Below are 21,879 nucleotides of genomic sequence, written 5' to 3'. Positions count from 1 at the left end.
CGCGCCGCCGCCCGGCCAGAATTGGCCGGAAACGCAAAGAATCCACCCGGGGAGAACCAAAAATGTTTCGCTACGCATTCGCCAGCTTTGCCTCGGCGCTGCTGATCGCAGGCGCCGCCCAGGCCGAAACCGCGATGCCCTTCGCGCTCGACTGGAAATTCGAAGGGCCCGCCGCGCCCTATTTCGTCGCCATCGACAAGGGCTATTTCGCCGCCGAGGGCCTGACGGTCGAGATCAGCGAGGGCACCAGCTCGCTCGAAGCCATCCCGAAAGTCGCGACCGGCGCCTTCCCCGTCGGCTTCGCCGATATCAACAGCCTGATGAAATTCCTCGATCAGAACCCCGGCGCGCCGGTGACCGCGGTGATGATGATCTACGACAAGCCCCCCTTCGCGATGGTCGGGCGCAAATCCCTGGGCATCGAGGGACCGAAGGATATCGAGGGCAAGATCCTCGGCGCCCCGCCGCCGGACGGGGCTTGGGCGCAATTCCCCATCTTCGCCGCCGAGAACGGCATCGACATGTCCACCGTCACCGTCGAGCCGGTCGGCTTCCCCACGCGCGAGCCGATGCTGGCGGAAGGCAAGGTCGCGGCGGTCACCGGGTTCAGCTTTTCGTCGTCGCTGAACCTCAAGCGGCTCGGCGTGCCGGAGGAGGATCTCTCGATCGTGCTGATGGCCGACCACGGCGTCGCGCTCTACGGCAATGTGGTGATCGCCAACACCGATTTCGCCGCCGCCAATCCCGAGCAACTCGTGGGCTTCCTGCGCGCCGTCGCGCTTGGCTGGAAGGATGCCGCCGCCGATCCCGAGGGCGCCATCGCAAGCCTGGTCGCCCGCAACCCCGCCGCCGATCCCGCGCTTGAGGCCGAACGCCTGGGCATGGCCATCGCCGACAATGTCTTCACCGACTGGGTGAAGGAGAACGGCTTCGGCGGCGTCGACCCCGAGCGGTTCGCGCTTTCCATCGAACAGACCAAATCGGTCTATGAATTCATCAACGAACCCGATGCGGCGATCTTCTTCGACCCTCGCTTCCTGCCGAACGACGGCAGCCTGAGCGTCGAGTGACCAAAGCCACGGGCCGCCCGCCCAGGCCGGGCGGTCCGCAGTAAAAAAATCGGGGGACGCCGGATGACAAATCTTATCGAAATCAAGGGCGTCACCCACGCCTATCGCACGAAGGCCGGGCCGCTTCCGGTGCTGGACGATCTGAACATCTCGGTTCCCGAGGGTGAATTCGCCGCCGTGGTCGGGCCCTCGGGCTGCGGGAAATCCACGCTGACACGGCTGGTCTCGGGGCTGATGAAACCCGACCGGGGCGAGGTCTGGCTGCATGGCGAGCGCGTCACCAGCCCGCGCAAGACCGTGGGCATGGCCTTCCAGAACCCGGTCATGCTGGAATGGCGCACGATCCTGCAAAACGTGCTTCTGCCGCTTGAGATCGTCGATTCCGGCCTGAACCGGATGGAACGCGAGGGCCGGGCCCGCCACCTGCTCGAAATGGTCGGGCTCAAGGGGTTCGAGAACAAGCGCCCCTCGGAACTCTCGGGCGGCATGCGCCAGCGCGCCTCGCTCTGCCGCGCCATCGTGCATCGCCCCGACGTGCTTATCATGGACGAACCATTCGGCGCGCTGGACAATTTCACCCGCGAGGATCTGTGGCAGACCATGCGCGACCTGCGCAAGAAAGAGCCCTTCACCTGCGTCCTGATCACCCATGACCTGCGCGAAAGCATCTTCCTCGGCGATCAGGTGATCGTGCTTTCGGGTCGCCCGGCCCATACCCAGCATGTGCTGGATGTCGACCTGCCCGACGACCGCACGCTCGACATTCTCTACGAGCCGAAAGCCCAGGAGATGCTGCATCTCCTGCGCGACCAGATCCGCATCGCCCAGGGCCGTGACGGAGAGGTGCATTGAGATGAACGAAAAGCTTGGCAAATTCCTGGTTCCCGTCGCCGCCATCGTCCTCTTCGTGGCCTTCTGGGAATGGATCGTCTGGTTCATGGGCTGGCCCACCTACAAGATGGCGGCCCCCTCTGACCTGCCCCCCGCCTTCTGGCGCTTCCGCTGGCTGTTTCTCGAAATGAGCTGGCAAACCCTCTGGCGCACCGTGGTCGGTCTTGGCCTGGCCGTGGTGGTCGGCACGCTTCTGGGCATGATCATGGGCTTTTCGCGGATCGCGCGCGACGGGCTCTATCCGCTGCTGGTCGGCTTCAACGCCATCCCCAAGGCAACGCTGGTGCCGGTCCTGGCGCTGATCTTCATCGGCCAGCACGATTTCAACACCATCCTGATGGCCTTCATGATCTCGTTCTTCCCGATCGCCGTGTCGGTCGGGATCGGGCTTTCGACGCTGGAGCCGGAATACCGCGACATCCTGCGCTCGCTCGGCGCCTCGCGGCTGACGATCTTCCGCAAGATCGCCCTGCCCAAGACCCTGCCCGAATTCTTCGGCGCGCTGAAGGTCGCGGTGACGCTGGCCTTCATCGGAACCAATCTGGTCGAGATCGTCAGCCCCCATGGCCGCGGCCTTGGTGCGCTGTTCAAATCGGGCGAGACCAACGGCGATTACCCCCTGATGTTCGCAGTGCTGATCGCGCTCGCCCTGCTGGGGATCCTGCTCTACTACGCCGTGGTCTTTCTCGAAAAGATCTTCGCGGGATGGGCCGAACGCCCGCAAAGCTGATCCTGCCCGCCGGACGGACAAAGGCCCCGCCATGACGGCGGGGCCTTTTTCATCTTCCGCGCAAGGCAAGCGGGCGGTGTTCAGAAATCCCAGTCCTCATCCTCGGTGGCGACCGCCTTGCCGATCACATAGCTCGACCCCGAGCCCGAGAAGAAGTCGTGATTCTCGCTGTCGGGCGAAAGCGCCGCAAGGATCGCCGGATTGACCTCGCAGGCGGCGGGCGGGAACAGCGCCTCGTAGCCCAGGTTCTGCAACGCCTTGTTGGCGTTGTAATGCAGGAAGGCCTTCACATCCTCGGTCAGGCCGATGCCGTCGTAAAGTTCGGCGGTGTATTTCGACTCGATGTCGTAAAGGTCGAACATCAGCGCGAAGGCGAAATCCTTCAACTCCTGGCGCCGCGCCTCGGGCAGAAGCTCGACCCCGCGCTGGTATTTGTAGCCGATGTAATAGCCATGCACGGCCTCGTCGCGGATGATCAGCCGGATCAGGTCGGCGGTATTGGTCAGCTTGGCACGCGATGACCAATACATCGGCAGGTAGAATCCGGAATAGAACAGGAAGCTTTCCAGAAAGACCGAGGCGATCTTTCGCTTCAGCGGATCTTCCCCGGCCTTGTATTTCTCCAGCACGATCCGTGCCTTGGATTGCAGATGCGGGTTTTCCTCCGACCAGCGGAAGGCATCGTCGATCTCCTTGGTCGAGCACAGCGTCGAGAAGATCGAGGAATAGCTGCGCGCATGGACCGATTCCATGAAGGCGATATTGGTCAGGCAGGCTTCCTCATGCTGCGTGACCACATCCGGCATCATCGAGATCGCGCCCACCGACGATTGCACCGTATCCAAAAGCGTCAGCCCGGTGAAGACCCGGATCGTCAACTCGCGCTCCTCGGGGCGCAGGGTGGACCAGGATTGCACGTCGTTGGACAGCGGCACCTTCTCGGGCAGCCAGAAATTGACGGTCAGCCGGTTCCAGACCTCAAGGTCCTTCTCATCCTGGATCCGGTTCCAGTTGATCGCCTTCAGCACGGTCCGCGGCGCCACATGATCCTTCATCATCTTCTTCTTTGCACAAATATCCCACGGGGGCCCGGGGGTGTGAAACCCCCGGCGCTCTGTCTCACAAGGTGCAGGAAACGCAGCCCTGCACTTCGGTCCCTTCCAGCGCGGTCTGGCGCAGCCGGATGTAGTAAATCGTCTTGATGCCCTTCTTCCAGGCGTAGATCTGCGCCCGGTTGATGTCGCGCGTCGTCGCCTCGGCGGGGAAGAACAGCGTCAGCGACAGCCCCTGGTCGACATGTTCGGTCGCCGCCGCATAGGTGTCGATGATCTTCTCGGGCCCGATCTCATAGGCATCCTCGTAATATTCGAGGTTGTCGTTCGACATGAAGGCGGCCGGGTAATAGACGCGGCCGATCTTGCCTTCCTTGCGCACCTCGATCTTGGCGACAATCGGATGGATCGAGGAGGTCGAGTTGTTGATATAGCTGATCGAGCCGGTCGGCGGCACCGCCTGAAGGTTGCGGTTGAACATGCCGTGCTTCATCACATCGGCCCTGAGCCTGGCCCAATCCTCGCGCGTGGGCAGCGAGATCTTTTCGAAGACCCGCGCCACATCGGGCAGCGTCGGCAGCCAGTCGCGCTCGGTATATTTGTCGAAGAACGAGCCGTCGGCATATTTCGACTTCTCGAAATCCTTGAAGCTCGAACCGCGCTCGCGTGCCAGCAGGTTCGAGGCCCGGATCGCGTGATAGGCCACCGCCGCGAAATAGACGCTGGTGAATTCCACCCCCTCGGGGCTGCCGTAATGGATCCGTTCGCGGGCCAGGAAGCCGTGCAGGTTCATCTGGCCCAGGCCCACGGCATGGGCCTCGTCGTTGCCGCGCCGGATCGAGGGCACCGCATCGATCGCCGACATCTCGCTGACCGCCGTCAGGGCCCGGATCGAGGTTTCGATCGTGGCGCCGAAATCCGGCCCATCCATGGTGGCGGCGATGTTCAACGAGCCCAGGTTGCACGAAATATCCGTGCCCAGATGCGAATAGCTCAGATCCTCGTCGAATTCCGAGGCCTCGTTGACCTGCAGGATCTCGGAACACAGGTTCGACATCGAAATCCGGCCATGCACCGGATTGGCCCGGTTCACGCTGTCCTCGAACATCACATAGGGATAGCCGCTCTCGAACTGGATCTCGGCGATGGTCTGGAAGAATTCGCGCGCGTTGATCTTCTTCTTCTTGATGCGTTTGTCGTCGACCATCTCGGCATATTTCTCCGAGACCGAAATCTCGGAAAACGGCACGCCATAGACCTTCTGGATGTCATGGGGCGAGAAGAGATACATATCCTCGTTCTTCTTCGCCAGTTCGAAGGTAATGTCGGGGATCACCACGCCCAGGGACAGCGTCTTGATGCGGATCTTCTCATCCGCATTCTCGCGCTTGGTGTCGAGGAAGCGCAGGATGTCGGGGTGATGCGCGTTCAGATAGACCGCGCCCGCGCCCTGCCGCGCGCCAAGCTGGTTGGCGTAAGAAAAAGAATCCTCCAGCAGCTTCATCACCGGGATGACGCCCGAGGACTGGTTCTCGATCCCCTTGATCGGGGCGCCCGCCTCGCGCAGGTTGGTCAGCATCAAGGCCACGCCGCCGCCGCGCTTCGACAGTTGCAGCGCCGAATTGATCGAGCGGCCGATCGATTCCATATTGTCTTCCAGCCGCAAGAGGAAGCACGAGATCAGCTCGCCCCGCGACTTCTTCCCCGCGTTGAGGAAAGTCGGCGTCGCGGGCTGGAAGCGGCCCGCGATGATCTCTTCCATCAAGGCCATCGCCAGCGTCTCGTCGCCGCGCGCCAGCGCCAGCGAGACCATGACGACGCGGTCCTCGTAGCGCTCCAGGTAGCGCTGCCCGTCGCGGGTCTTCAGCGTGTAGGAGGTGTAGTATTTGAACGCGCCCAGGAAGGTCGGGAAACGGAACTTCCGCTCATAGGCGGTGTCCCAGATCTTGCGCTGGAAGTTCCGCGAATACTGGTCCAGCACCTCGGCTTCGTAATAGCCTTCCTCGACCAGATAGCGCAGCTTCTCGTCCAGGCTGTGGAAGAACACCGTGTTCTGGTTGACATGTTGCAGGAAATACTGCCGCGCCGCCATCCGGTCGGCATCGAAGCGGATCCTGCCCTCGCCGTCGTAGAGGTTCAGCATCGCGTTCAGCGCATGGTAGTCGAGCGCGGGTTTCACTGCACTGTCGAGCATTCATTCCCCCAAAACCTGGAAAGCCCCGCACGGATGCGGTCGATGTCGGTATCCGTCCCGGCCAGCTCGAATCGATAGAGCACCGGGACATTGCACTTGGCAGAGATCACCGCGCCGGCGCAAGCGTAGGTCGCGCCGAAATTCCGGTTCCCGCTGGCGATCACGCCGCGGATCAGGGCGCGGCGCGCCGGATCGTTCAGAAAGCGGATCACGGGCTTGGCGACGGCACCCCGCCCCATGCCGTCGGCATAGGTCGGGCAGACCAGGACATAGGGGCGATCCGGCTCGGGCATGGCGGCATCGGGCCGGATCGGGATACGCTCGGCCGGAAGCCCCAGCCGGGCCATGAAGCGCGCCGTATTGCCGGAAGCCGAAGAATAATAGACCAGCCCCGGCATCGCGCGCCCCTTCGATGGTCAGGAAATGCGGCCGATCATGTCGGGACGAAACCCGGCCCAATGCGCCTCGCCCGCCACCACGACCGGAGCCTGACGATAGCCAAGCGCCATGACCTTTTCCATCGCCTCGGCGTTCTGGGTCAGGTCGATGATGTTGTAGGACACGCCCCGGGCGTCCAGCGCGCGGGTGGTGGCGGTGCATTGAACGCAGGCGGGCTTCGAATAGACGGTGATGGTCATTGGATCTGTCCCCGATAGGTTTTTTGGCACAAGCGGACACAGACCCGCAGGGCCAGCCGAAGGCCAGCCCGAACAAAGGCTTCCCGTGCCCGCCGCACGGTTTCGTCATCTGCGTTCCGGCAGGTCTCCTGACTTGCGGGTCACGGCTTGGCTGGCCTTCCCGGGCGTCCCGACCCGGTGACATTTCAGCTTCGCTTACCGCTCACAGTTGCGGGGGCAGCGCCGGATTCACGCCGACTTCCCATCTTCACCCTGAGTCTCCTCAAGAGCACCGGAACACCATCATTTGCCCCCGTTCAATGCACGCTGTCAATATCTGGTGGTCGTCTTCCCGCCAGCCTCCTGCCACTTGCGGAAAACAGCGCCCAAGATGCAACAAGCTGCCCGAAGAACGGGCGCATGAGACGCAAAACGCGCGCCTCTCGGCGCGCGCTGGCGGTTCCGGTGGGGATATAAAGGTGCGGATCAGCGATCCTCTTCGTCCTCGTCATCCTGGCCGCCCGAGGGCAGGTTGAAGAAGCTTTCCGCATCCGAGAAGTCCGAAGGCTGCTTCTCCTCGGCCTCTTCCGATCCGAAGACCTCTAGTCCCTCGGGGATCTTCGGCTCGGGCGCCATGCCCAGGCTCTGCTCGGTCGAGACCAGCTTGCGCCGCTCGTCATCCGACATGACGCCGCCTTCGGCGGCCTTGCGCCGCGCCGCGACCTGCACGGCGGCATCCAGTTCCGACTGCTTGCACAGGCCAAGCGCCACCGGGTCGATCGGGGTGATGTTCTGGATGTTCCAATGCGTCCGTTCGCGGATGGACTGGATCGTCGGCTTGGTGGTGCCGACCAGCTTCCCGATGGCGCCATCGGGCAGTTCGGGATGGAACTTCACCAGCCACAGGATCGCCGCCGGGCGGTCCTGGCGCTTGGAAAGCGGGGTATAGCGCGGGCCGCGCCGCTTTTCCTCGCCCGCCGCATTGGGGTTGTGCTTGAGCTTGAGGCGGTAGAGCGGATCCTTCTCGCCCCGGTCGATCTCGACCTGGTCAAGCTGGCTGTTGGCGATCGGGTCGAAGCCCTTTACGCCGCCCGCCACATCGCCATCGGCGATGCCCTGCACCTCAAGCTCATGCATGCCGCAGAAATCGGCGATCTGCCTGAAGGTGAGCGTTGTGTTGTCCACCAGCCAGACGGCGGTCGCGCGGGCCATGATCGGCTTTGTCATCAGGCTTCCCTTCTGCTTCCGCCGCTGTCGCGGCGGCTCATGTCACTGTCGCCCCGGCCCTGGCGAAACGACCGGGTCCCGGGTCTTTACAAATCTCTCCCGTGCCGGGAAAACGGCTGCGAACCTTGGGCTCGCGTTCTCCGATGCGGGGAATTGTGCCCGATATACCGCCTTTGCACAGGAAGGGAAAGTGGAATTGATGCGCGCGCCCGCTCTTGCGACCGCCCTTGCCCTTGCGATTGCCCCCCTCTCTCCCGCCCGCGCCGAGGGCGAGCGGGCGGGGGATTTCGACTATTACGTCATGTCCCTGTCCTGGTCCTCGGCCTGGTGCGCGCTGGAAGGCGACGACCGGCGCGATCCGCAATGCGATCCGGGCCGGGGGCTGACCTTCGTCCTGCACGGGCTCTGGCCGCAGAACGAACGGGGCTGGCCCTCGTTCTGCCGCACGACCGAGCGCGACCCCTCGCGGCGCGAATCCGGCGAGATGGCCGATATCATGGGCGGCTCGGGCCTTGCCTTCTACCAGTGGCGCAAGCATGGCCGCTGCTCGGGCCTGTCGGCGGCGGAATATTACCGGACCTCGCGCGAGGCCTATGAAAGCGTGACCATCCCGCCGGTCTTCGCCCGGATGGTGAAGACGCTGAACGTCCCGGCAGAGGTGATCGAGGGCGCCTTCCTGGAAAGCAATCCGCATCTGCGCCGCGACCAGGTCACCGTCACATGCAAATCGGGCATGATCCAGGAGGTGCGGGTCTGCCTGACCAAGGATCTGGAGCCCCGCCGCTGCGGCGCCGACACCATCCGCGACTGCACGCTGAAGGATGCGGTGCTGGAAGCGGTGCGCTGAACCCGCCCGGCCGCAACCGCCTTCGACCCCGGATCCCCCCCGGCGCGGGTCGGCCAGCCCGCGTGCCCTCGACCCGAGGGCCGCGCCCTACTCCGCGACCTTGAGGACGATCTTGCCGATATGGCCCGATCCCTCCATCCGCTCATGCGCGGCGGGCGCCTCGCGCAGCGGGAATTCGCTGTCGATCACCACGCGGAAGGCACCTTTGGCGATCATCGGCCAGACCTCGCGCTCGACCTCGGCGCGGATGCGGGCCTTGGCAGCCTCGCTTTGCGGGCGAAGCGTCGATCCGGTGATGGTCAGGCGCCGCATCATCACCTCGGAGAACGCCAGTTCCGCGCGGGCGCCCTGCAGGAAGGCGATCTGCACCAGCCGCCCGTCGTCGGCCAGGGCCTTGACGTTGCGCTTGATGTAATCGCCCCCCACCATGTCGAGGATCAGGTCCGCGCCCCCCAGGGCGCGCATTTCGGCCACGAAATCGGCCTCGCGGTAGTTGAAGGCCCGCTCGGCGCCCAGATCCTCGCAGGCGCGGCATTTCTCGTCCGATCCGGCGGTGGCGAAGACCCGCGCGCCAAGCGCCCGGGCGATCTGGATCGCCGTCGTGCCGATGCCCGAGCTGCCGCCGTGGACCAGGAATTTCTCGCCCGCCCGCAGCCCGCCGCGCATGACGATGTTCGACCAGACCGTGAAACAGGTTTCGGGCAGGCAGGCGGCCTCGCGCAGGTCCATCCCCTCGGGCACCGGCAGGGCATGGGCCTCGTGGCAGATGGCGTATTCGGCATAGCCGCCGCCCGGCAGCAGGGCGCAGACCCGGTCGCCGATCCGCCAGCGCGCCACCCCCGGCCCGACCTCGACCACGGTGCCCGAGCATTCCAGCCCCGGCAGGGGCGAGGCGTCGGGCGGCGGCGCATAGGCCCCGGCGCGTTGCAGCGCGTCGGGCCGGTTCACCCCGGCCCAGGCCACGCGGATGACGATCTGGCCATGGGCGGGCATCGGCACCGGCACCATGGCCGGTTGCAGCACATCCGGGCCACCGGGCGCGACGATCTCCATCGCCAGCATGGAATGGGAAAGCTTCATGTCTTGGCCTTTTCGATCAGGAATTTCTGCCGGGAAAGCCCTCGGGCCGCGCGGGCGGGCGGATCCGGCCCAGGAACTTCAGCGGCCCCGCCGCCAGCATCCGCCCCAGCGGATTCTCCGCCAGCCCCGCCTTCAGCTTCTCGAAGCGCATCACGCCCTCGATCCGGCGATCGAGGAAGTCGCGGGTCGCGGCATGGCCGGGACTGTCGTCGCCCAGCCAGTAAAGCACGGTCGCGCCATGGACCGCCGCCAGCGAGGCGCGCTCGGAATACCAGTTCAGATCGTCCGACCTGTCGCCGAGCGCGGTCCAGATCGCATCCGCCGTGCCCCAAAGCGCGCCCGCGCCAACGCCAGCGTTCTGCGGCAGGGCGAAAAGCGCGGTGCCGCGCCGCACCGCCTCGCGGTCGGCAAGCTCAAGCCGCAAGAGCACCGCCCGCGCCACCCGGTCGCGGAAACGCAGGCCCGACAGATCCTCGGCCGCCAGCCGCCGCGCCATCTCGGCGTCACCCGCCCGATGCCAGGCCAGCGCCAGATCCAGCCCGCCGCGCGGGAAAAGCGCCCGCGCCAGCCCCGGCGCCACGCCCGAATCGGCGATCGCGGCGGCAAAGCTCGTCTCCGACCAGCCGTCGAAGGGCACATGGCCCAGCACCGCCTCCAGCAGTCTTTCTTTCGCCTCGCGCTCTTCCATCGCAGTTTCCCCCGGGTTTCGCAGAGGTGGACAGACCCGCCCCGGCTTGTTATATGGCGCGCGCCTGCACATCAGTGCAACTCTAGCTTAGGAAGGTGGTGACAACCACATGCAGGTCAGCGTCCGCGACAACAACGTCGAACAGGCCCTTCGGGCCCTGAAGAAGAAACTTCAGCGCGAAGGCGTCTTCCGCGAAATGAAGCTCAAGCAGCATTTCGAGAAGCCGTCGGTCAAGAAGGCGCGCGAACAGGCCGAGGCAATCCGCCGCGCCCGTAAACTCGCTCGCAAAAAGGCCCAACGCGAAGGCGCGCTCTGAGATTTCGCCACGCTTTCGCGTGGCTTCAGGCGTTCAAGCGACTCTGGGGCCGGAAACGGCCCGATCAGGTGGAACCCCCGACGCCCCAGGCCCGGGGGTTTTGCTTTTTCGCGCCTTTGCACGGGCGAGGAGACGGCAAGGCATTCAGACCGACAGCGCCGTGGTTCGCACCACAGTGCGCAGCGAAAAGCTCGACTGCATCTTGGCAACGCCGGGCAGGCGCGACAGGAAGCGGCGGTGGATGCGGGCGAAATCCTCGGTGTCGCGGGCCATGATCTTCAGCAGGTAATCCGCCGTCCCCGCCGTCAGATGGCATTCCAGCAGGTCGGGAACCTTGGCGACCTCGCGCTCGAAGGCGTCCAGCGTCTCTTCCGCCTGGCCCTCCAGGGTGATCTCGACGAAGACGGTAGTCGAAAGCCCCAGCCGACGCGCATCCAGAAGCGCGACATAGGCGGCGATATAGCCCTCGGCCTCAAGCCGCTGCATCCGCCTGTGGCAGGCCGAGGCGGAAAGATGGACACGCTCGGCGAGTTCGGCGTTGGTAATCCGGCCCTCTTTTTGCAGGACGCCAAGGATCCGGCGGTCCGTGGCGTCAAGCTCCGTCTCCATGTCGGTCCTCGGTCTGCTGCTGGGGCGGGGGGCGCGCGGCCCCGATGGCAAGGACCGCCCTGAGCCAGGCCGGGCGGTCCTGCGGCCTGGCTCAGGGCTTGGCGCGCAGTTCGGTCAGGATCTGCTGAAGCACCTCGACCTCGGTCGGCGCGGCGGGCGCCTCGGGCGCGGGCTCTTCGGCCTTACGGCCCAATCCGCTGGCGCGGTTCACCGCCTTCACAAGCAAGAACACCACCCATGCGATGATCAGGAACTTGATGATCGCGTTAATGAAATTGCCATACATGAACTGCGCTTCGCCCAGGCCGACACTCAGCCCCGAAAAGTCGATCCCGCCGACGACAAGCCCGATCAGCGGGTTGACCAGATCGTCGACCAGCGAGGTGACGATGGCTGTGAAGGCCGCGCCGATGATGATCCCGACGGCCATGTCAAGGACATTGCCCCTGGCGATGAATGCCTTGAACTCATTGAGCATTTCACTGTTCCCTTGTTGCCCGGACGTTGCCGGGTCATTTCCCGATTTCGACTGTTCCGCCCGCCTGCACAGGCGCGTGGCGACTATTGCACAGTTTGGGGGGCTTACCCACGGGGAATTTTCGCCTATCTGGGTAGCACACATCCCAGGAGCACGGAAATGACCGGACTTGCCGATTTCCCCATCACCCGACGCTGGCCGCCCGTCCATCCCGACGCGATCCAGCTTTATTCGCTGGCCACGCCGAACGGGATCAAGGTCTCGACCATGCTGGAGGAAACCGGGCTGGCCTATGACGCCCATCTGGTCAGCTTCGCCACCAACGACCAGTTCACGCCCGAGTTCCTGTCGCTCAACCCCAACAACAAGATCCCCGCGATCATCGACCCCAACGGGCCGGGCGGCAAGCCGCTGGCCCTGTTCGAGACCGGCGCGATCCTGATCTATCTGGCCGAGAAGACCGGCCGCTTCCTGCCTGAGGCCAACCGCTGGGAGGTGATCCAGTGGCTGATGTGGCAGATGGGCGGGCTGGGCCCGATGCTGGGCCAGCTTGGCTTCTTCCACGCCTTCGCCGGGAAGGAGATCGAGGATCCGCGCCCCAAGGAACGCTACCGGGCCGAGGCCGAGCGGCTTTTGAAAGTGCTCGACGGCGCACTTGAAGGCCGCGACTGGATCGCGGGGGAATATTCCATCGCCGACATGGCCATCGGCCCCTGGCTGAACACGCTGACCGGCTTCTACAAGGCGGGCGACATCACCGGATGGGCGGATCGCAAGAACCTCGGCCCCTATCTTGAGCGGTTCCTCGCGCGTCCGGCGGTGCAGCGCGGGCTGAAGATCCCCTCGAACGGCTGACAGCCCCGCGACCGGACCTGCGACCGGAATGGAAAGGGCGCCACGCGGGCGCCCTTTCGTCTTCTTCAGCCCGGCTGTTTGGCGAAGCGCAGATAGGGCAGCTTGATGTCCAGATCGCCGTACTTCTCGGCCGCCTGCTCGTTGTTCAGCGACAGGGCGACGATCACGTCCTGACCGGGCGCCCAGTTAGCGGGCGTCGCCAGCGGCACGCCATCGGTCAGCCGCACGGCATCGAGCACGCGCAGGATCTCGGCGAAGTTGCGCCCGATCGACATCGGATAGGTCAGGGTCAGCCGCACCTTCTTGTCGGGCCCGATGACATAGACCGAACGCACGGTAGCCGAATGCGCGGGCGTCCGGCCGTCCGAGGGCAGGTAATATTCCGCAGGCAGCATGTCATAGGCCTTGGCGACGCTCAACGAGGTGTCGTCGATGATCGGGAAATCGGCGGGGGCGCCGCCGAAAGCCTCGATATCGCGCTTCCATTTCTTATGGTCCTGCACCGAATCGACCGAGACGCCGATGACCTTGGTGTTGCGTTTGACGAATTCCGGGGCAAGCTGGGCCACGGCGCCGAATTCGGTGGTGCAGACCGGGGTGAAATCGCGCGGATGGCTGAAGATGATGCCATAGCTGTCGCCCAGCCACTCATGGAAGCGAATCGTTCCAGCGGTGGATTCGGCGGTGAAATCGGGGGCGGTGTCGTTGATGCGGATGGACATCGGAAAACTCCTTGGAAACCTGCGGGGGCCGGTGGTCGTGGCTCTCCTGCGCAAGATCTATGCCAAAGGGACGGATATTTCATCCCCCATGGGCGCGGGCGGTTCAAAATAGAAACCTGTTCCCGAAAACCCCGGAAAGAGACGGGCGGCGTTCCGGCGGGGCTTCGGATCCGGGAAGATTTCGTCCGGCCCGCGCCGCCGCACCTCTTGAGGCGTGTGGCGCGAAAGTCTTGCCAATGCGTCGCAACCCGGCTTGCGCCCGCGGGCGGGGGGGCGCAAAATCTGATCAAATTCCAGCAGGATTCCCGGAGGAGCCGATGCGCATCAAACGAGATTTCTACATCGACGGCCAATGGGTCGCGCCCGCGAAACCGCGCGATCACGATGTGATCAACCCTTCGAACGAAGAGGCCTGCGCGGTGATCTCGCTTGGCGATCAGGCCGATACCGACCGCGCGGTGGCGGCGGCGAAGGCGGCGGGCCCGGGCTGGGCCGCTACGCCCCCGGCCGAACGCGCGCGCAAGGTTGCCGCGATCCTCGATCAGTATGAGGCCCGCAAGCAGGAATTCGCCGAAGCGATCTCGCTTGAGATGGGCGCGCCCATCGACTTCGCCTTGGCCGAACAGGCCAGTTGCCTGCCCTGGCACACCGGCAATTTCCTCAAGGCCTTCGAGCAGATCGAATGGGTCCGCCCCCTGGGCCCGCAGGCACCGCGATCCGCCGTGGCGATGGAGCCGATCGGCGTCGTCGGCCTGATCACGCCCTGGAACTGGCCGGTGAACCAGGTCGCGCTGAAGGCGATTCCGGCCATGCTCGCCGGATGCACCTGCGTCATGAAACCCTCGGAGGAAGCGCCGCTGGACGCGATGATGTTCGCGGAATTCTGCCATGACGCAGGCATCCCGCCCGGCGTCTTCAACCTTGTGAACGGTGACGGCGCAGGGGTGGGAACGCAGCTTTCCACCCATCCCGACGTGCAGATGATCTCCTTCACCGGCTCGACCCGCGCCGGGAAGGCGATCTCGGCGGCGGCGGTCGGCACGCTCAAGCGTGTGGTGCTGGAACTGGGCGGCAAGGGCGCCAACCTGCTGTTCGCCGATGCCGACGAAAAGGCGGTGGAACGCTCGGTCCTGCGGATGATGGAGAACACCGGGCAATCGTGCAACGCGCCCTCGCGCCTTCTGGTCGAGCGGCCGGTCTACGACCAGACCGTCGCCCGCGCCGCCGAGCTTGCGCAAGGGATCAAGGTCGGCCCGGCCGACGCGCCCGGCGACCATATCGGCCCGGTGGTGAACAAGCGCCAGTGGGACCAGATCCAGGGCTATATCCAGAAGGGGATCGACGAGGGCGCGCGCCTTGTCGCGGGCGGCCCCGGCCTGCCCGAGGGGTTCAATCGCGGCTTCTACGTCAAGCCCACGGTCTTCGCCGATGTGAAGCCCGGCATGACCATCGAGCGCGAGGAGATCTTCGGCCCGGTGCTGTCGATCATCCCCTTCGAGACCGAGGAAGAGGCTGTCGCCATCGCCAATGACACGCCCTACGGACTGACGAACTACGTCCAGACCGGCGATCAGGCGCGGGCGAACAGGCTGGCGCGGCAGTTGCAATCCGGCATGGTCGAAATGAACGGCTGGTCGCGGGGCGCGGGTGCCTTCTTCGGCGGCATCAAGCAATCGGGCCGCGCACGCGAAGGCGGGATCTGGGGGATCGAGGAATTCCTTGAACCCAAGGGCATCTCGGGCTGGGATTTCACCCTTTCCGAAGGTCGGGAATAAACCCGCGGCCCGTGCAATCACTCCTGCGCGGTCAGGAAATCCCTGATCGCCGGAACCAGCCCGGGGTCGAGCGCGAGGCCCGGATCGACATAGCCCGCCATCGGGTTGCCGGGCTGGTCGGGCTTGAACATGTGACCGGCCCCGGGCAGATCCACCCGCCGCGCCTGCGGCATCGCCCCGGCCAGGATCGCGGCGTCGCGCCCGGTCACCTGGATGTCGCGCTCGCCCTGCACGATCAGCGCGGGCCCGGTCCAGCCCGCCGCCAGAACCGCCGGGTCATGGCGGAAGACGTCGATCAGGAAGGGCTGGACCGCCGCCGGGAAAAGCGGCGCCAGAAAGGGCGAGATCATCGCCGGGTCGCGGGTTTCGCCCGCCTCAAGCGCCGCGACGATCTCGCGCATCTCGCGCATGAACAGGAAGGCGGCGGGATTCGAGGCCGCCTGCTCCAGCATCAACTGCCCCACCCTGCGACCCGGCGCGGCCAGCAGGATCACGCCGCAAAGCCCCTCGGGCGCGGGTTGCGCCGCCAGAAGCGAGACCAGCCCACCCTCGGAATGCCCGGCCAGCCAGACGCAGGGCGCGACCGCCCGGGCCTCGGCCACCCAGGCCCGGGCATCCGCGGCGTAATCGGCCAGGGTCACCGCATTGGCATCCCCGATCGCGGCATGGCTGCCGAACATGCCGCGCTTGTCGATCCGCAGGCTTGCGATCCCCGCCCCGGCCAGCCCCTCGGCCAGCAGCCGATAGCTGTCCGAGCGCAGCAGCGGCCCGTTGCCGTCGCGATCGGTCGGGCCCGAACCCGGCACGATGACAAGGACATGCCGCGCCCCTGGGGCAGCCTGCACGAAACCCGAGAGCGGCCCTTCCGGACCGGGGATCCGAACCTCCTGCGCCACCGCGAGCGGCGCGGCGGCCGACAGAAGCGCGGCAAGAAGCCCAGCCCTCATCGCTGCGCATCCGGTACGACGCCCTGCCCCGGAAGCATCGGCGACAGTTCCTCGGGTGCCAACTCGTCGGGTGCCAACTCCTCGAAATCGAAATTGTCCAGTCTGCGCGCCCGTTTCGTCGCCTTGTCGGACGAGATGCGGATCTCTTCGATATCCTTCGCCGCCTGGCCGAAATGGCGACCCAGATTGTCCACCCGCGCGCCAAGCCGCTCGACATCGCCATAAAGCAGCGCAAGCTCCTTGCGGATCGCGCCAGCCTGCTCGCGCATCCTGGCATCCTTCAAGACCGCACGCATCGTGTTCAGCGTCGCCATGCAGGTGGTCGGCGACACGATCCAGACCTTGGCCGCGAAGCCTTCACGCACGGTTTCGGGGAAATTGGCGTGCAATTCGGCATAGACCGCCTCGGAGGGCAGGAACATCAAGGCGCCATCCGCGGTTTCGCCCTCGATGATATAGCGGTCCGAGATCGCGCGGATATGGGCGCGCACCGCCGCCTTCAACTGGGTCGCCGCCTCCTGGGCCAGGCGCGGCGTATCCGCGCGGCGCAGGGCCTCATAGGCCTCCAGCGGGAATTTCGCGTCGATCACGATCGGGCCGGGCGGATTCGGCAGATGGATCAGGCAATCGGCGCGCCGCCCGTTCGAAAGCACCACCTGCATCCTGTAGGCATCGCTCGGCAGCGCCTTCTGGACGATGTCGTGAAGCTGGATCTCGCCAAAGGCGCCCCGGGTCTGCTTGTTCGAAAGAATGTCCTGAAGGCTAAGCACATTGCCCGACAGCTTTTCGATCTTTTCCTGGGCGCGGTCTATGGTCTCAAGCCTTTGCTGCAATTCGCCCAGGCTGCGGGCGGTGCGGGTCGAGGTGCCCTGCAACGCCTCGTTCATCTGGCGCTGCACCTCGGACAGCCGGGCCTCCATCAGCTTGAGCATGGAGCCCTGCGCCACCGCCTGGGCCTCGGACACATGATGCAGCCCGCCCGCAAGCCGCTCCTGCCCGTCGGCCAACGACTGCACCCGCCGCCCCATCCAGGCGACCTCGGCCAGAAGCGGCGCGGTGGCGCGCGCCGCCCGGCCCGAAGCGCGCAGGATCAGAGCCAGGAAAACCAGCAGCCCCAGCACGACGCCCCCGGGCAGAAGGATCTCGGGCGCGGTCAGCGGATAGCTTTCGCCGAAAAGCGTGATCATCGTCTTCCGAACAGACGTTCGATATCGTGCAGCTTCAGCTCGACCCAGGTCGGGCGGCCATGGTTGCACTGGCCCGAATTCGGTGTGACCTCCATCTCGCGCAACAGGGCGTTCATCTCTTCGCCATGCAATTGTCGACCCGAGCGGACCGAGCCATGGCAAGCCATGCGCGACAGCACCGCATCCACCTTCGCCCGCGTCAGATGGCTGCTGCCCTGGTCGGCGAGTTCATCAAGGATGTCGCGCAGCAGCGCCGCGCCGTTCACCGCCCCCAGCACGGCGGGCGTTTCGGTCAGCGCCACCGCCGAGCCGCCGAAAGGCTCCACGATCAGACCGGCCTCGGCCAGTTGCGGCGCGGTCGACAGCAGCAGCGCGGCATCCGAAGGCGACAGGGTGACGATCTCGGGGATCAGCAGCGCCTGGCGCGCGATGCCCTTTTCGGCCATCTGGCGCTTGAGCCGTTCATAGACCAGACGCTCATGCGCGGCATGCTGGTCGACGATGACGATCCCGTCTTTTGTCTGGGAAATGATCCAGTTTTCATGCATTTGCGCCCGGGCGGCCCCAAGCGGGAAATCCTGGACCGGCCCGGCCTCGACGACAGGCTGCGCCTGCGGCTCGGCCACGCGGGCCTGCGGAAATTCGGCAAAGCCCTGACTTGGCGCGACGGGCTCGGGCGATTGAAAGGCGAAGGCCTGGGCCAGCGCGGCCTGCGATGGCGGCGCGGGAGCGAAACCCGGCGCACGGAAGGCCGCGAGCGTCTCTCCCGCCACCGTGGTCGAGGCGCGATGCCCCGCCCCGGTCAGCGCCGAACGCAGCGCGGTGATGATCAGCGAGCGCGCCGCATCCGGCTCGCGGAACCGCACCTCGGCCTTCGCGGGATGGACATTCACGTCCACCCGCTCGGGATCGACAATCAGGTTCAGCACCGCCGCCGGGTGGCGGTCGCGCGACAGCACGTCGAAATAGGCGGCCCGCAGCGCGCCCAGAAGCAGCCTGTCGGTAACCGGACGACCGTTCACAAACAGATATTGCTGCGCCGAGGAACCCCGCGAATAGGTCGGCAGCGCGGCGTAGCCCGCCAGCCCCAGCCCGTCGCGCGCGGCATCTATCCGCATCGCATTGGCGACGAAATCGGCGCCGATCAGCCGCCCCAGCCTGCGGTGCAGCGCGTCGAAAAGATCGCCCGGCTCGGGGTCGAGCCTCAGGATCACCCGCCGCTCCTCGCCCTTGACCTCGGTCAGGGTGAAGCCCACCGAAGGCTCGGCCATGGCAAGGCGCCTGATCACCTCACTGATGGCCTGCGCCTCGGCCCGGTCGCTGCGCAGGAACTTCAGCCGCGCGGGCGTGGCATGGAACAGGTCGCGCAATTCGACCACTGTGCCGCGCGTGAGCGCCGCGGGCACCGGCCCCTCGATCCGCCCGCCATGACAGGAGATCCGTGCCGCCTCATGCCCGGCCACGCGCGAGGTGATCGCCAGCCGACCCACCGCGCCCAGGCTGGGCAAGGCCTCGCCGCGAAAGCCGAAGGAGCGGATGTCCAGGAGATCCGAGCCGTCGATCTTCGAGGTGGCATGGCGCGACAGCGCCAGCGGCAAATCCGCGGGCGTCATGCCGCAGCCGTCATCGGTGACCCGGATCAGCGTCTTGCCGCCATCGGTATAATCGACCTGGATCCGGCCCGCGTCGGCGTCGAGCGCATTCTCCACCAGTTCCTTCACCGCCGAGGCCGGACGCTCCACCACCTCGCCCGCCGCGATGCGGTTGATCGCGGCCTCGTCCAGTTGGCGGATCACCGGGCGGCCATCCGCGCCCGTTATCTTGGGGGTATGGAGTGTCATGCTTCGATATCTAGCAGGGACGGTCGAGTCGCGAAAGCCTCCACGCAGGCAGGCCCCATGGCGCCGATGCGAAAAGGGCCGCCAAGCGGGCGGCCCTTTCGGAGTGCATGGCCTTGCGGCCTCTCAGTGCAGCGGCACCTGGGCGGGCCGCTCGCGCCGCGACGCGATCACCCGGTCGCCCACGATCAGCCCGTCGGGGCCCGCGCTGACGGAAAGCGTCATGCCGTCCAGCACATCGCCCGCCAGCAGCATCTCGGCCAGCGGGTCCTGCAACTGGCGCTGGATCACCCGTTTCAGCGGCCGGGCGCCGAAGACCGGATCGTAACCCTCATCCGCAAGCCAGGCCCTGGCCTGATCGTCAAGCTCCAGCGTGATCTTGCGCGCGGCCAGCCGCTCTTCCAGCCTACGAAGCTGGATCTCGACGATCCCGGACATATCCGCCCGGTTCAGCCGGTCGAAGATCACCATCTCGTCCAGGCGGTTCAGGAACTCTGGCCGGAAATGCGCCCGCACTGCCTCCATCACCTCGGCCTTCGCCGGGGCGGGATCGGCGCCTTCCGGCAGTTCCGACAGGGCCCGCGCGCCCAGGTTCGAGGTCAGGATGATCAGCGTCTGCTTGAAATCCACCACCCGGCCATGGCCATCGGTCAGGCGACCGTCGTCCAGCACCTGTAACAGCACGTTGAACACATCGGGATGGGCCTTTTCCACCTCGTCGAACAGCACGACCTGATAGGGCCTGCGCCGCACCGCTTCGGTCAGCACGCCCCCCTCGTCATAGCCGACATAGCCCGGAGGGGCGCCGATCAGCCGCGCGACCGAATGTTTCTCCATGAATTCCGACATGTCGATGCGAACCATCGCCCCGTCGTCGTCGAAGAGATATTCGGCAAGCGCCTTGGTCAGCTCGGTCTTGCCGACCCCGGTCGGGCCGAGGAAGAGGAAGCTGCCAAGCGGCTTCTTGTCGTCCGAGAGCCCGGCACGCGCGCGGCGCACGGCCCGCGACACCGCCTCGACCGCCTGATGCTGGCCGATCACGCGGCGGCCGAGTTCTTCCTCCATGCGCAGCAGCTTTTCCTTCTCGCCCTCAAGCATTTTCGAGGTCGGGATGCCGGTCCAACGCTCCACCACTTCGGCGATCTGCTCGGGCCGCACCGATTCGGCGACCAGGGCCTGGCCCTCTCGGCCCTCGGCTTCGCCCAGGGCCTTTTCCAGCTCGGGGATGCGGCCGTATTGCAACTCGCCCGCGCGCTGGTAATGGCCCTCGCGCTTGGCCTGTTCCAATTCGGCGCGGGCCCGGTCGAGTTGCTCTTTCAGGTCGCGCGCCTTTTCCAGGCTGTCGCGCTCGGACTGCCATTTCGCGGTCAGTTCGGCGGATTTGTCCCTGAGATCGGCAAGCTCCTTTTCCAGCTTTTCCAGCCGGTCCTTCGAGGCCGCGTCGTCCTCTTTCTTGAGCGCCTCGGATTCGATGGTCAGTTGCAGGATCTGGCGATCCAGCGCGTCAAGCTCTTCGGGCTTGCTGTCCACCTCCATCCGCAGGCGGCTCGCGGCCTCGTCCACAAGGTCGATGGCCTTGTCGGGCAGGAAGCGGTCGGTGATGTAGCGATGCGAAAGCTGCGCCGCCGCGACCAGCGCGGAATCCGAGATCTTGACCCCGTGGTGAAGCTCGTATTTCTCCTTGATGCCGCGCAGGATCGAGATCGTGTCCTCGACCGTCGGCTCGGTGACCAGAACGGGCTGGAATCGCCGCGCCAGGGCCGCGTCCTTCTCGATATATTTGCGATATTCGTCCAGCGTGGTGGCACCGACGCAATGCAGCTCTCCCCGCGCCAGCGCGGGCTTGATCAGATTGGCCGCATCCATCGCGCCATCGGTCTTGCCCGCGCCGACCAGGACGTGAAGCTCGTCGATGAAAAGCACGATCTCACCGGCGGCGGCCTCGATTTCCTTGAGGATGGCCTTCAGCCGCTCCTCGAATTCGCCGCGATATTTCGCCCCGGCGATCAGCGCGCCCATGTCCAGCGCCATCAGCTTCTTGTTGCGCAGGGATTCCGGCACGTCGCCGTCGACGATGCGCAGCGCAAGCCCCTCGGCGATGGCGGTCTTGCCGACGCCGGGCTCACCGATCAGCACGGGATTGTTCTTGGTGCGGCGCGACAGCACCTGCATGGCGCGGCGAATCTCTTCGTCGCGGCCGATGATCGGGTCGATCTTGCCTTCGCGGGCGGCCTCGGTCAGGTCGCGGGCATATTTCTTCAGGGCCTCCATCGTATCCTCGGAAGAGGCGCTGTCGGCGGTCCGGCCCTTGCGGATGTCGTTGATCGCGGAGTTCAACCCCTGCGCCGTCACGGCCCCCGCCGTCAGCGCATCCCTGGCGCGGGTGTTCACCAGCGCAAGCGCGGTCAGCAGTCGCTCAACCGGGACAAAGCTGTCGCCCGCCTTTTTCGCGACCTGCTCGGCCTCGTCCAGCACCCGGGCGAGCGAGGGGTCGAGATAGGTCTGCCCGTCGCCGCCGCTGACCTTGGGCAATTTGGCAAGCGCGGCATCCACCGCCTCGGCCACCCGCTCGGGCGCGCCGCCCGCGCGGCGGATCAGGTTCGAGGCCAGCCCCTGATCGTCATCCATGAGGGCCTTCAGCAGATGGTCGGGCAACACGCGCTGGTGGCCTTCGCGCATCGCGATGGTCTGGGCGGCCTGAAGGAATCCGCGCGACCGTTCCGTGAATTTCTCCAAATTCATCGGGCATTCTCCTT

Annotated in this window: 21 protein-coding genes and 1 riboswitch; of the genes, 7 read left to right on the top strand and 14 right to left on the bottom strand. The window is 65.7% G+C overall.

The genetic code is table 11. From position 1 onward, the window contains the following. The first annotated feature begins 62 nt into the window (after positions 1–62). The 3 genes from ABNX41_RS06915 to ABNX41_RS06905 all read left to right on the top strand — a co-directional run bounded on the left by ABNX41_RS06915 (position 63) and on the right by ABNX41_RS06905 (position 2,691). On the top strand, positions 63–1,070 hold the full coding sequence (locus ABNX41_RS06915; protein WP_438668988.1) for an ABC transporter substrate-binding protein: 1,008 nt from the start codon (positions 63–65) through the stop codon (positions 1,068–1,070). A 63-nt stretch (positions 1,071–1,133) separates the two neighbouring features. Further along, complete coding sequence (locus tag ABNX41_RS06910; RefSeq protein WP_438668987.1) at positions 1,134–1,922, top strand: ABC transporter ATP-binding protein; 789 nt, start codon at positions 1,134–1,136, stop codon at positions 1,920–1,922. 1 nt (position 1,923) lies between these two features. Beyond that, positions 1,924–2,691 carry an ABC transporter permease gene (locus ABNX41_RS06905; protein WP_438668986.1) on the top strand — a complete coding sequence of 256 codons (768 nt, stop codon included), beginning with the start codon at positions 1,924–1,926 and terminating at the stop codon, positions 2,689–2,691. 80 nt (positions 2,692–2,771) lie between these two features. Here ABNX41_RS06905 and nrdF read toward each other — a convergent pair whose 3' ends face one another. The 5 genes from nrdF to ABNX41_RS06880 all read right to left on the bottom strand — a co-directional run bounded on the left by nrdF (position 2,772) and on the right by ABNX41_RS06880 (position 7,781). Beyond that, positions 2,772–3,746 carry a class 1b ribonucleoside-diphosphate reductase subunit beta gene (gene nrdF / locus ABNX41_RS06900; protein ID WP_438669076.1) on the bottom strand — a complete coding sequence of 325 codons (975 nt, stop codon included), beginning with the start codon at positions 3,744–3,746 and terminating at the stop codon, positions 2,772–2,774. A gap of 64 nt (positions 3,747–3,810) precedes the next feature. After that, positions 3,811–5,937, bottom strand: a complete 2,127-nt coding sequence (gene nrdE / locus ABNX41_RS06895) for a class 1b ribonucleoside-diphosphate reductase subunit alpha (protein ID WP_438668985.1) — start codon at positions 5,935–5,937, stop codon at positions 3,811–3,813. Next, complete coding sequence (gene nrdI / locus ABNX41_RS06890) at positions 5,919–6,335, bottom strand: class Ib ribonucleoside-diphosphate reductase assembly flavoprotein NrdI (protein WP_438668984.1); 417 nt, start codon at positions 6,333–6,335, stop codon at positions 5,919–5,921. Before nrdI ends, nrdE begins: the two co-directional genes overlap by 19 nt. 18 nt (positions 6,336–6,353) lie before the next feature. Further along, entirely contained in the window at positions 6,354–6,575 is a 222-nt protein-coding gene (gene nrdH / locus ABNX41_RS06885; RefSeq protein WP_438668983.1) for a glutaredoxin-like protein NrdH, read from the bottom strand. A 101-nt stretch (positions 6,576–6,676) separates the two neighbouring features. Continuing rightward, a riboswitch (cobalamin riboswitch) is annotated at positions 6,677–6,866 on the bottom strand. A 174-nt stretch (positions 6,867–7,040) separates the two neighbouring features. Beyond that, a complete protein-coding gene (locus ABNX41_RS06880; RefSeq protein WP_438668982.1) occupies positions 7,041–7,781 on the bottom strand; it encodes a DUF1013 domain-containing protein in 741 nt (246 codons plus the stop codon). 199 nt (positions 7,782–7,980) lie between these two features. On the opposite strand from ABNX41_RS06880, the gene ABNX41_RS06875 reads away from it, so the two are divergent. Continuing rightward, positions 7,981–8,628 (top strand): ribonuclease T2 family protein, encoded by a 648-nt coding sequence (locus ABNX41_RS06875; protein WP_438669075.1) that lies wholly within the window; start codon positions 7,981–7,983, stop codon positions 8,626–8,628. An 87-nt stretch (positions 8,629–8,715) separates the two neighbouring features. Here ABNX41_RS06875 and ABNX41_RS06870 read toward each other — a convergent pair whose 3' ends face one another. Then, positions 8,716–9,708, bottom strand: a complete 993-nt coding sequence (locus ABNX41_RS06870) for an NAD(P)H-quinone oxidoreductase (protein WP_438668981.1) — start codon at positions 9,706–9,708, stop codon at positions 8,716–8,718. 16 nt (positions 9,709–9,724) lie between these two features. Further along, positions 9,725–10,396, bottom strand: coding sequence for a COQ9 family protein (locus ABNX41_RS06865; protein ID WP_438668980.1), 672 nt, complete (start codon positions 10,394–10,396; stop codon positions 9,725–9,727). Positions 10,397–10,505: 109 nt separating this feature from the next. On the opposite strand from ABNX41_RS06865, the gene rpsU reads away from it, so the two are divergent. Next, positions 10,506–10,712, top strand: a complete 207-nt coding sequence (gene rpsU / locus ABNX41_RS06860; RefSeq protein WP_082400860.1) for a 30S ribosomal protein S21 — start codon at positions 10,506–10,508, stop codon at positions 10,710–10,712. Positions 10,713–10,856: 144 nt separating this feature from the next. On the opposite strand, the gene ABNX41_RS06855 is transcribed toward rpsU, so the two are convergent. Continuing rightward, positions 10,857–11,321, bottom strand: coding sequence for an Lrp/AsnC family transcriptional regulator (locus ABNX41_RS06855; RefSeq protein ID WP_438668979.1), 465 nt, complete (start codon positions 11,319–11,321; stop codon positions 10,857–10,859). A gap of 91 nt (positions 11,322–11,412) precedes the next feature. Further along, on the bottom strand, positions 11,413–11,799 hold the full coding sequence (gene mscL / locus ABNX41_RS06850; protein ID WP_438668978.1) for a large conductance mechanosensitive channel protein MscL: 387 nt from the start codon (positions 11,797–11,799) through the stop codon (positions 11,413–11,415). 159 nt (positions 11,800–11,958) lie between these two features. On the opposite strand from mscL, the gene ABNX41_RS06845 reads away from it, so the two are divergent. Continuing rightward, positions 11,959–12,654 (top strand): glutathione S-transferase N-terminal domain-containing protein, encoded by a 696-nt coding sequence (locus tag ABNX41_RS06845; RefSeq protein ID WP_438668977.1) that lies wholly within the window; start codon positions 11,959–11,961, stop codon positions 12,652–12,654. Positions 12,655–12,719: 65 nt separating this feature from the next. Here ABNX41_RS06845 and ABNX41_RS06840 read toward each other — a convergent pair whose 3' ends face one another. Next, on the bottom strand, positions 12,720–13,376 hold the full coding sequence (locus ABNX41_RS06840) for a peroxiredoxin (RefSeq protein WP_438668976.1): 657 nt from the start codon (positions 13,374–13,376) through the stop codon (positions 12,720–12,722). A 317-nt stretch (positions 13,377–13,693) separates the two neighbouring features. Between ABNX41_RS06840 and ABNX41_RS06835 the strand changes: the two genes are divergently transcribed. Next, the gene (locus ABNX41_RS06835) at positions 13,694–15,151 is read left to right on the top strand and encodes an aldehyde dehydrogenase family protein (protein ID WP_438668975.1); all 1,458 of its coding nucleotides are present in this window, start codon (positions 13,694–13,696) and stop codon (positions 15,149–15,151) included. Between the two features lie 17 nt (positions 15,152–15,168). On the opposite strand, the gene ABNX41_RS06830 is transcribed toward ABNX41_RS06835, so the two are convergent. The 4 genes from ABNX41_RS06830 to clpB form a co-directional block, all read right to left on the bottom strand. Further along, positions 15,169–16,098, bottom strand: coding sequence for an alpha/beta hydrolase (locus tag ABNX41_RS06830; RefSeq protein ID WP_438668974.1), 930 nt, complete (start codon positions 16,096–16,098; stop codon positions 15,169–15,171). Beyond that, on the bottom strand, positions 16,095–17,285 hold the full coding sequence (locus ABNX41_RS06825) for a DNA recombination protein RmuC (RefSeq protein ID WP_438668973.1): 1,191 nt from the start codon (positions 17,283–17,285) through the stop codon (positions 16,095–16,097). The genes ABNX41_RS06830 and ABNX41_RS06825 overlap by 4 nt, the downstream gene beginning before the upstream one ends. Further along, positions 17,282–19,126: a DNA mismatch repair endonuclease MutL gene (gene mutL, locus ABNX41_RS06820; protein ID WP_438668972.1), complete on the bottom strand. Its 1,845-nt coding sequence runs from the start codon at positions 19,124–19,126 to the stop codon at positions 17,282–17,284. The genes ABNX41_RS06825 and mutL overlap by 4 nt, the downstream gene beginning before the upstream one ends. Positions 19,127–19,249: 123 nt before the next feature. Continuing rightward, positions 19,250–21,865, bottom strand: a complete 2,616-nt coding sequence (clpB, locus tag ABNX41_RS06815; RefSeq protein WP_438668971.1) for an ATP-dependent chaperone ClpB — start codon at positions 21,863–21,865, stop codon at positions 19,250–19,252. Between the last annotated feature and the right edge of the window lie 14 nt (positions 21,866–21,879).

The sequence above is a fragment of the Pseudogemmobacter sonorensis genome, assembly GCF_042762395.1.
GTDB lineage: Bacteria > Pseudomonadota > Alphaproteobacteria > Rhodobacterales > Rhodobacteraceae > Pseudogemmobacter > Pseudogemmobacter sonorensis.
Note: the sequence above shows the minus strand (reverse complement) of the source record. Positions and strands in the feature narration are given on the sequence as shown.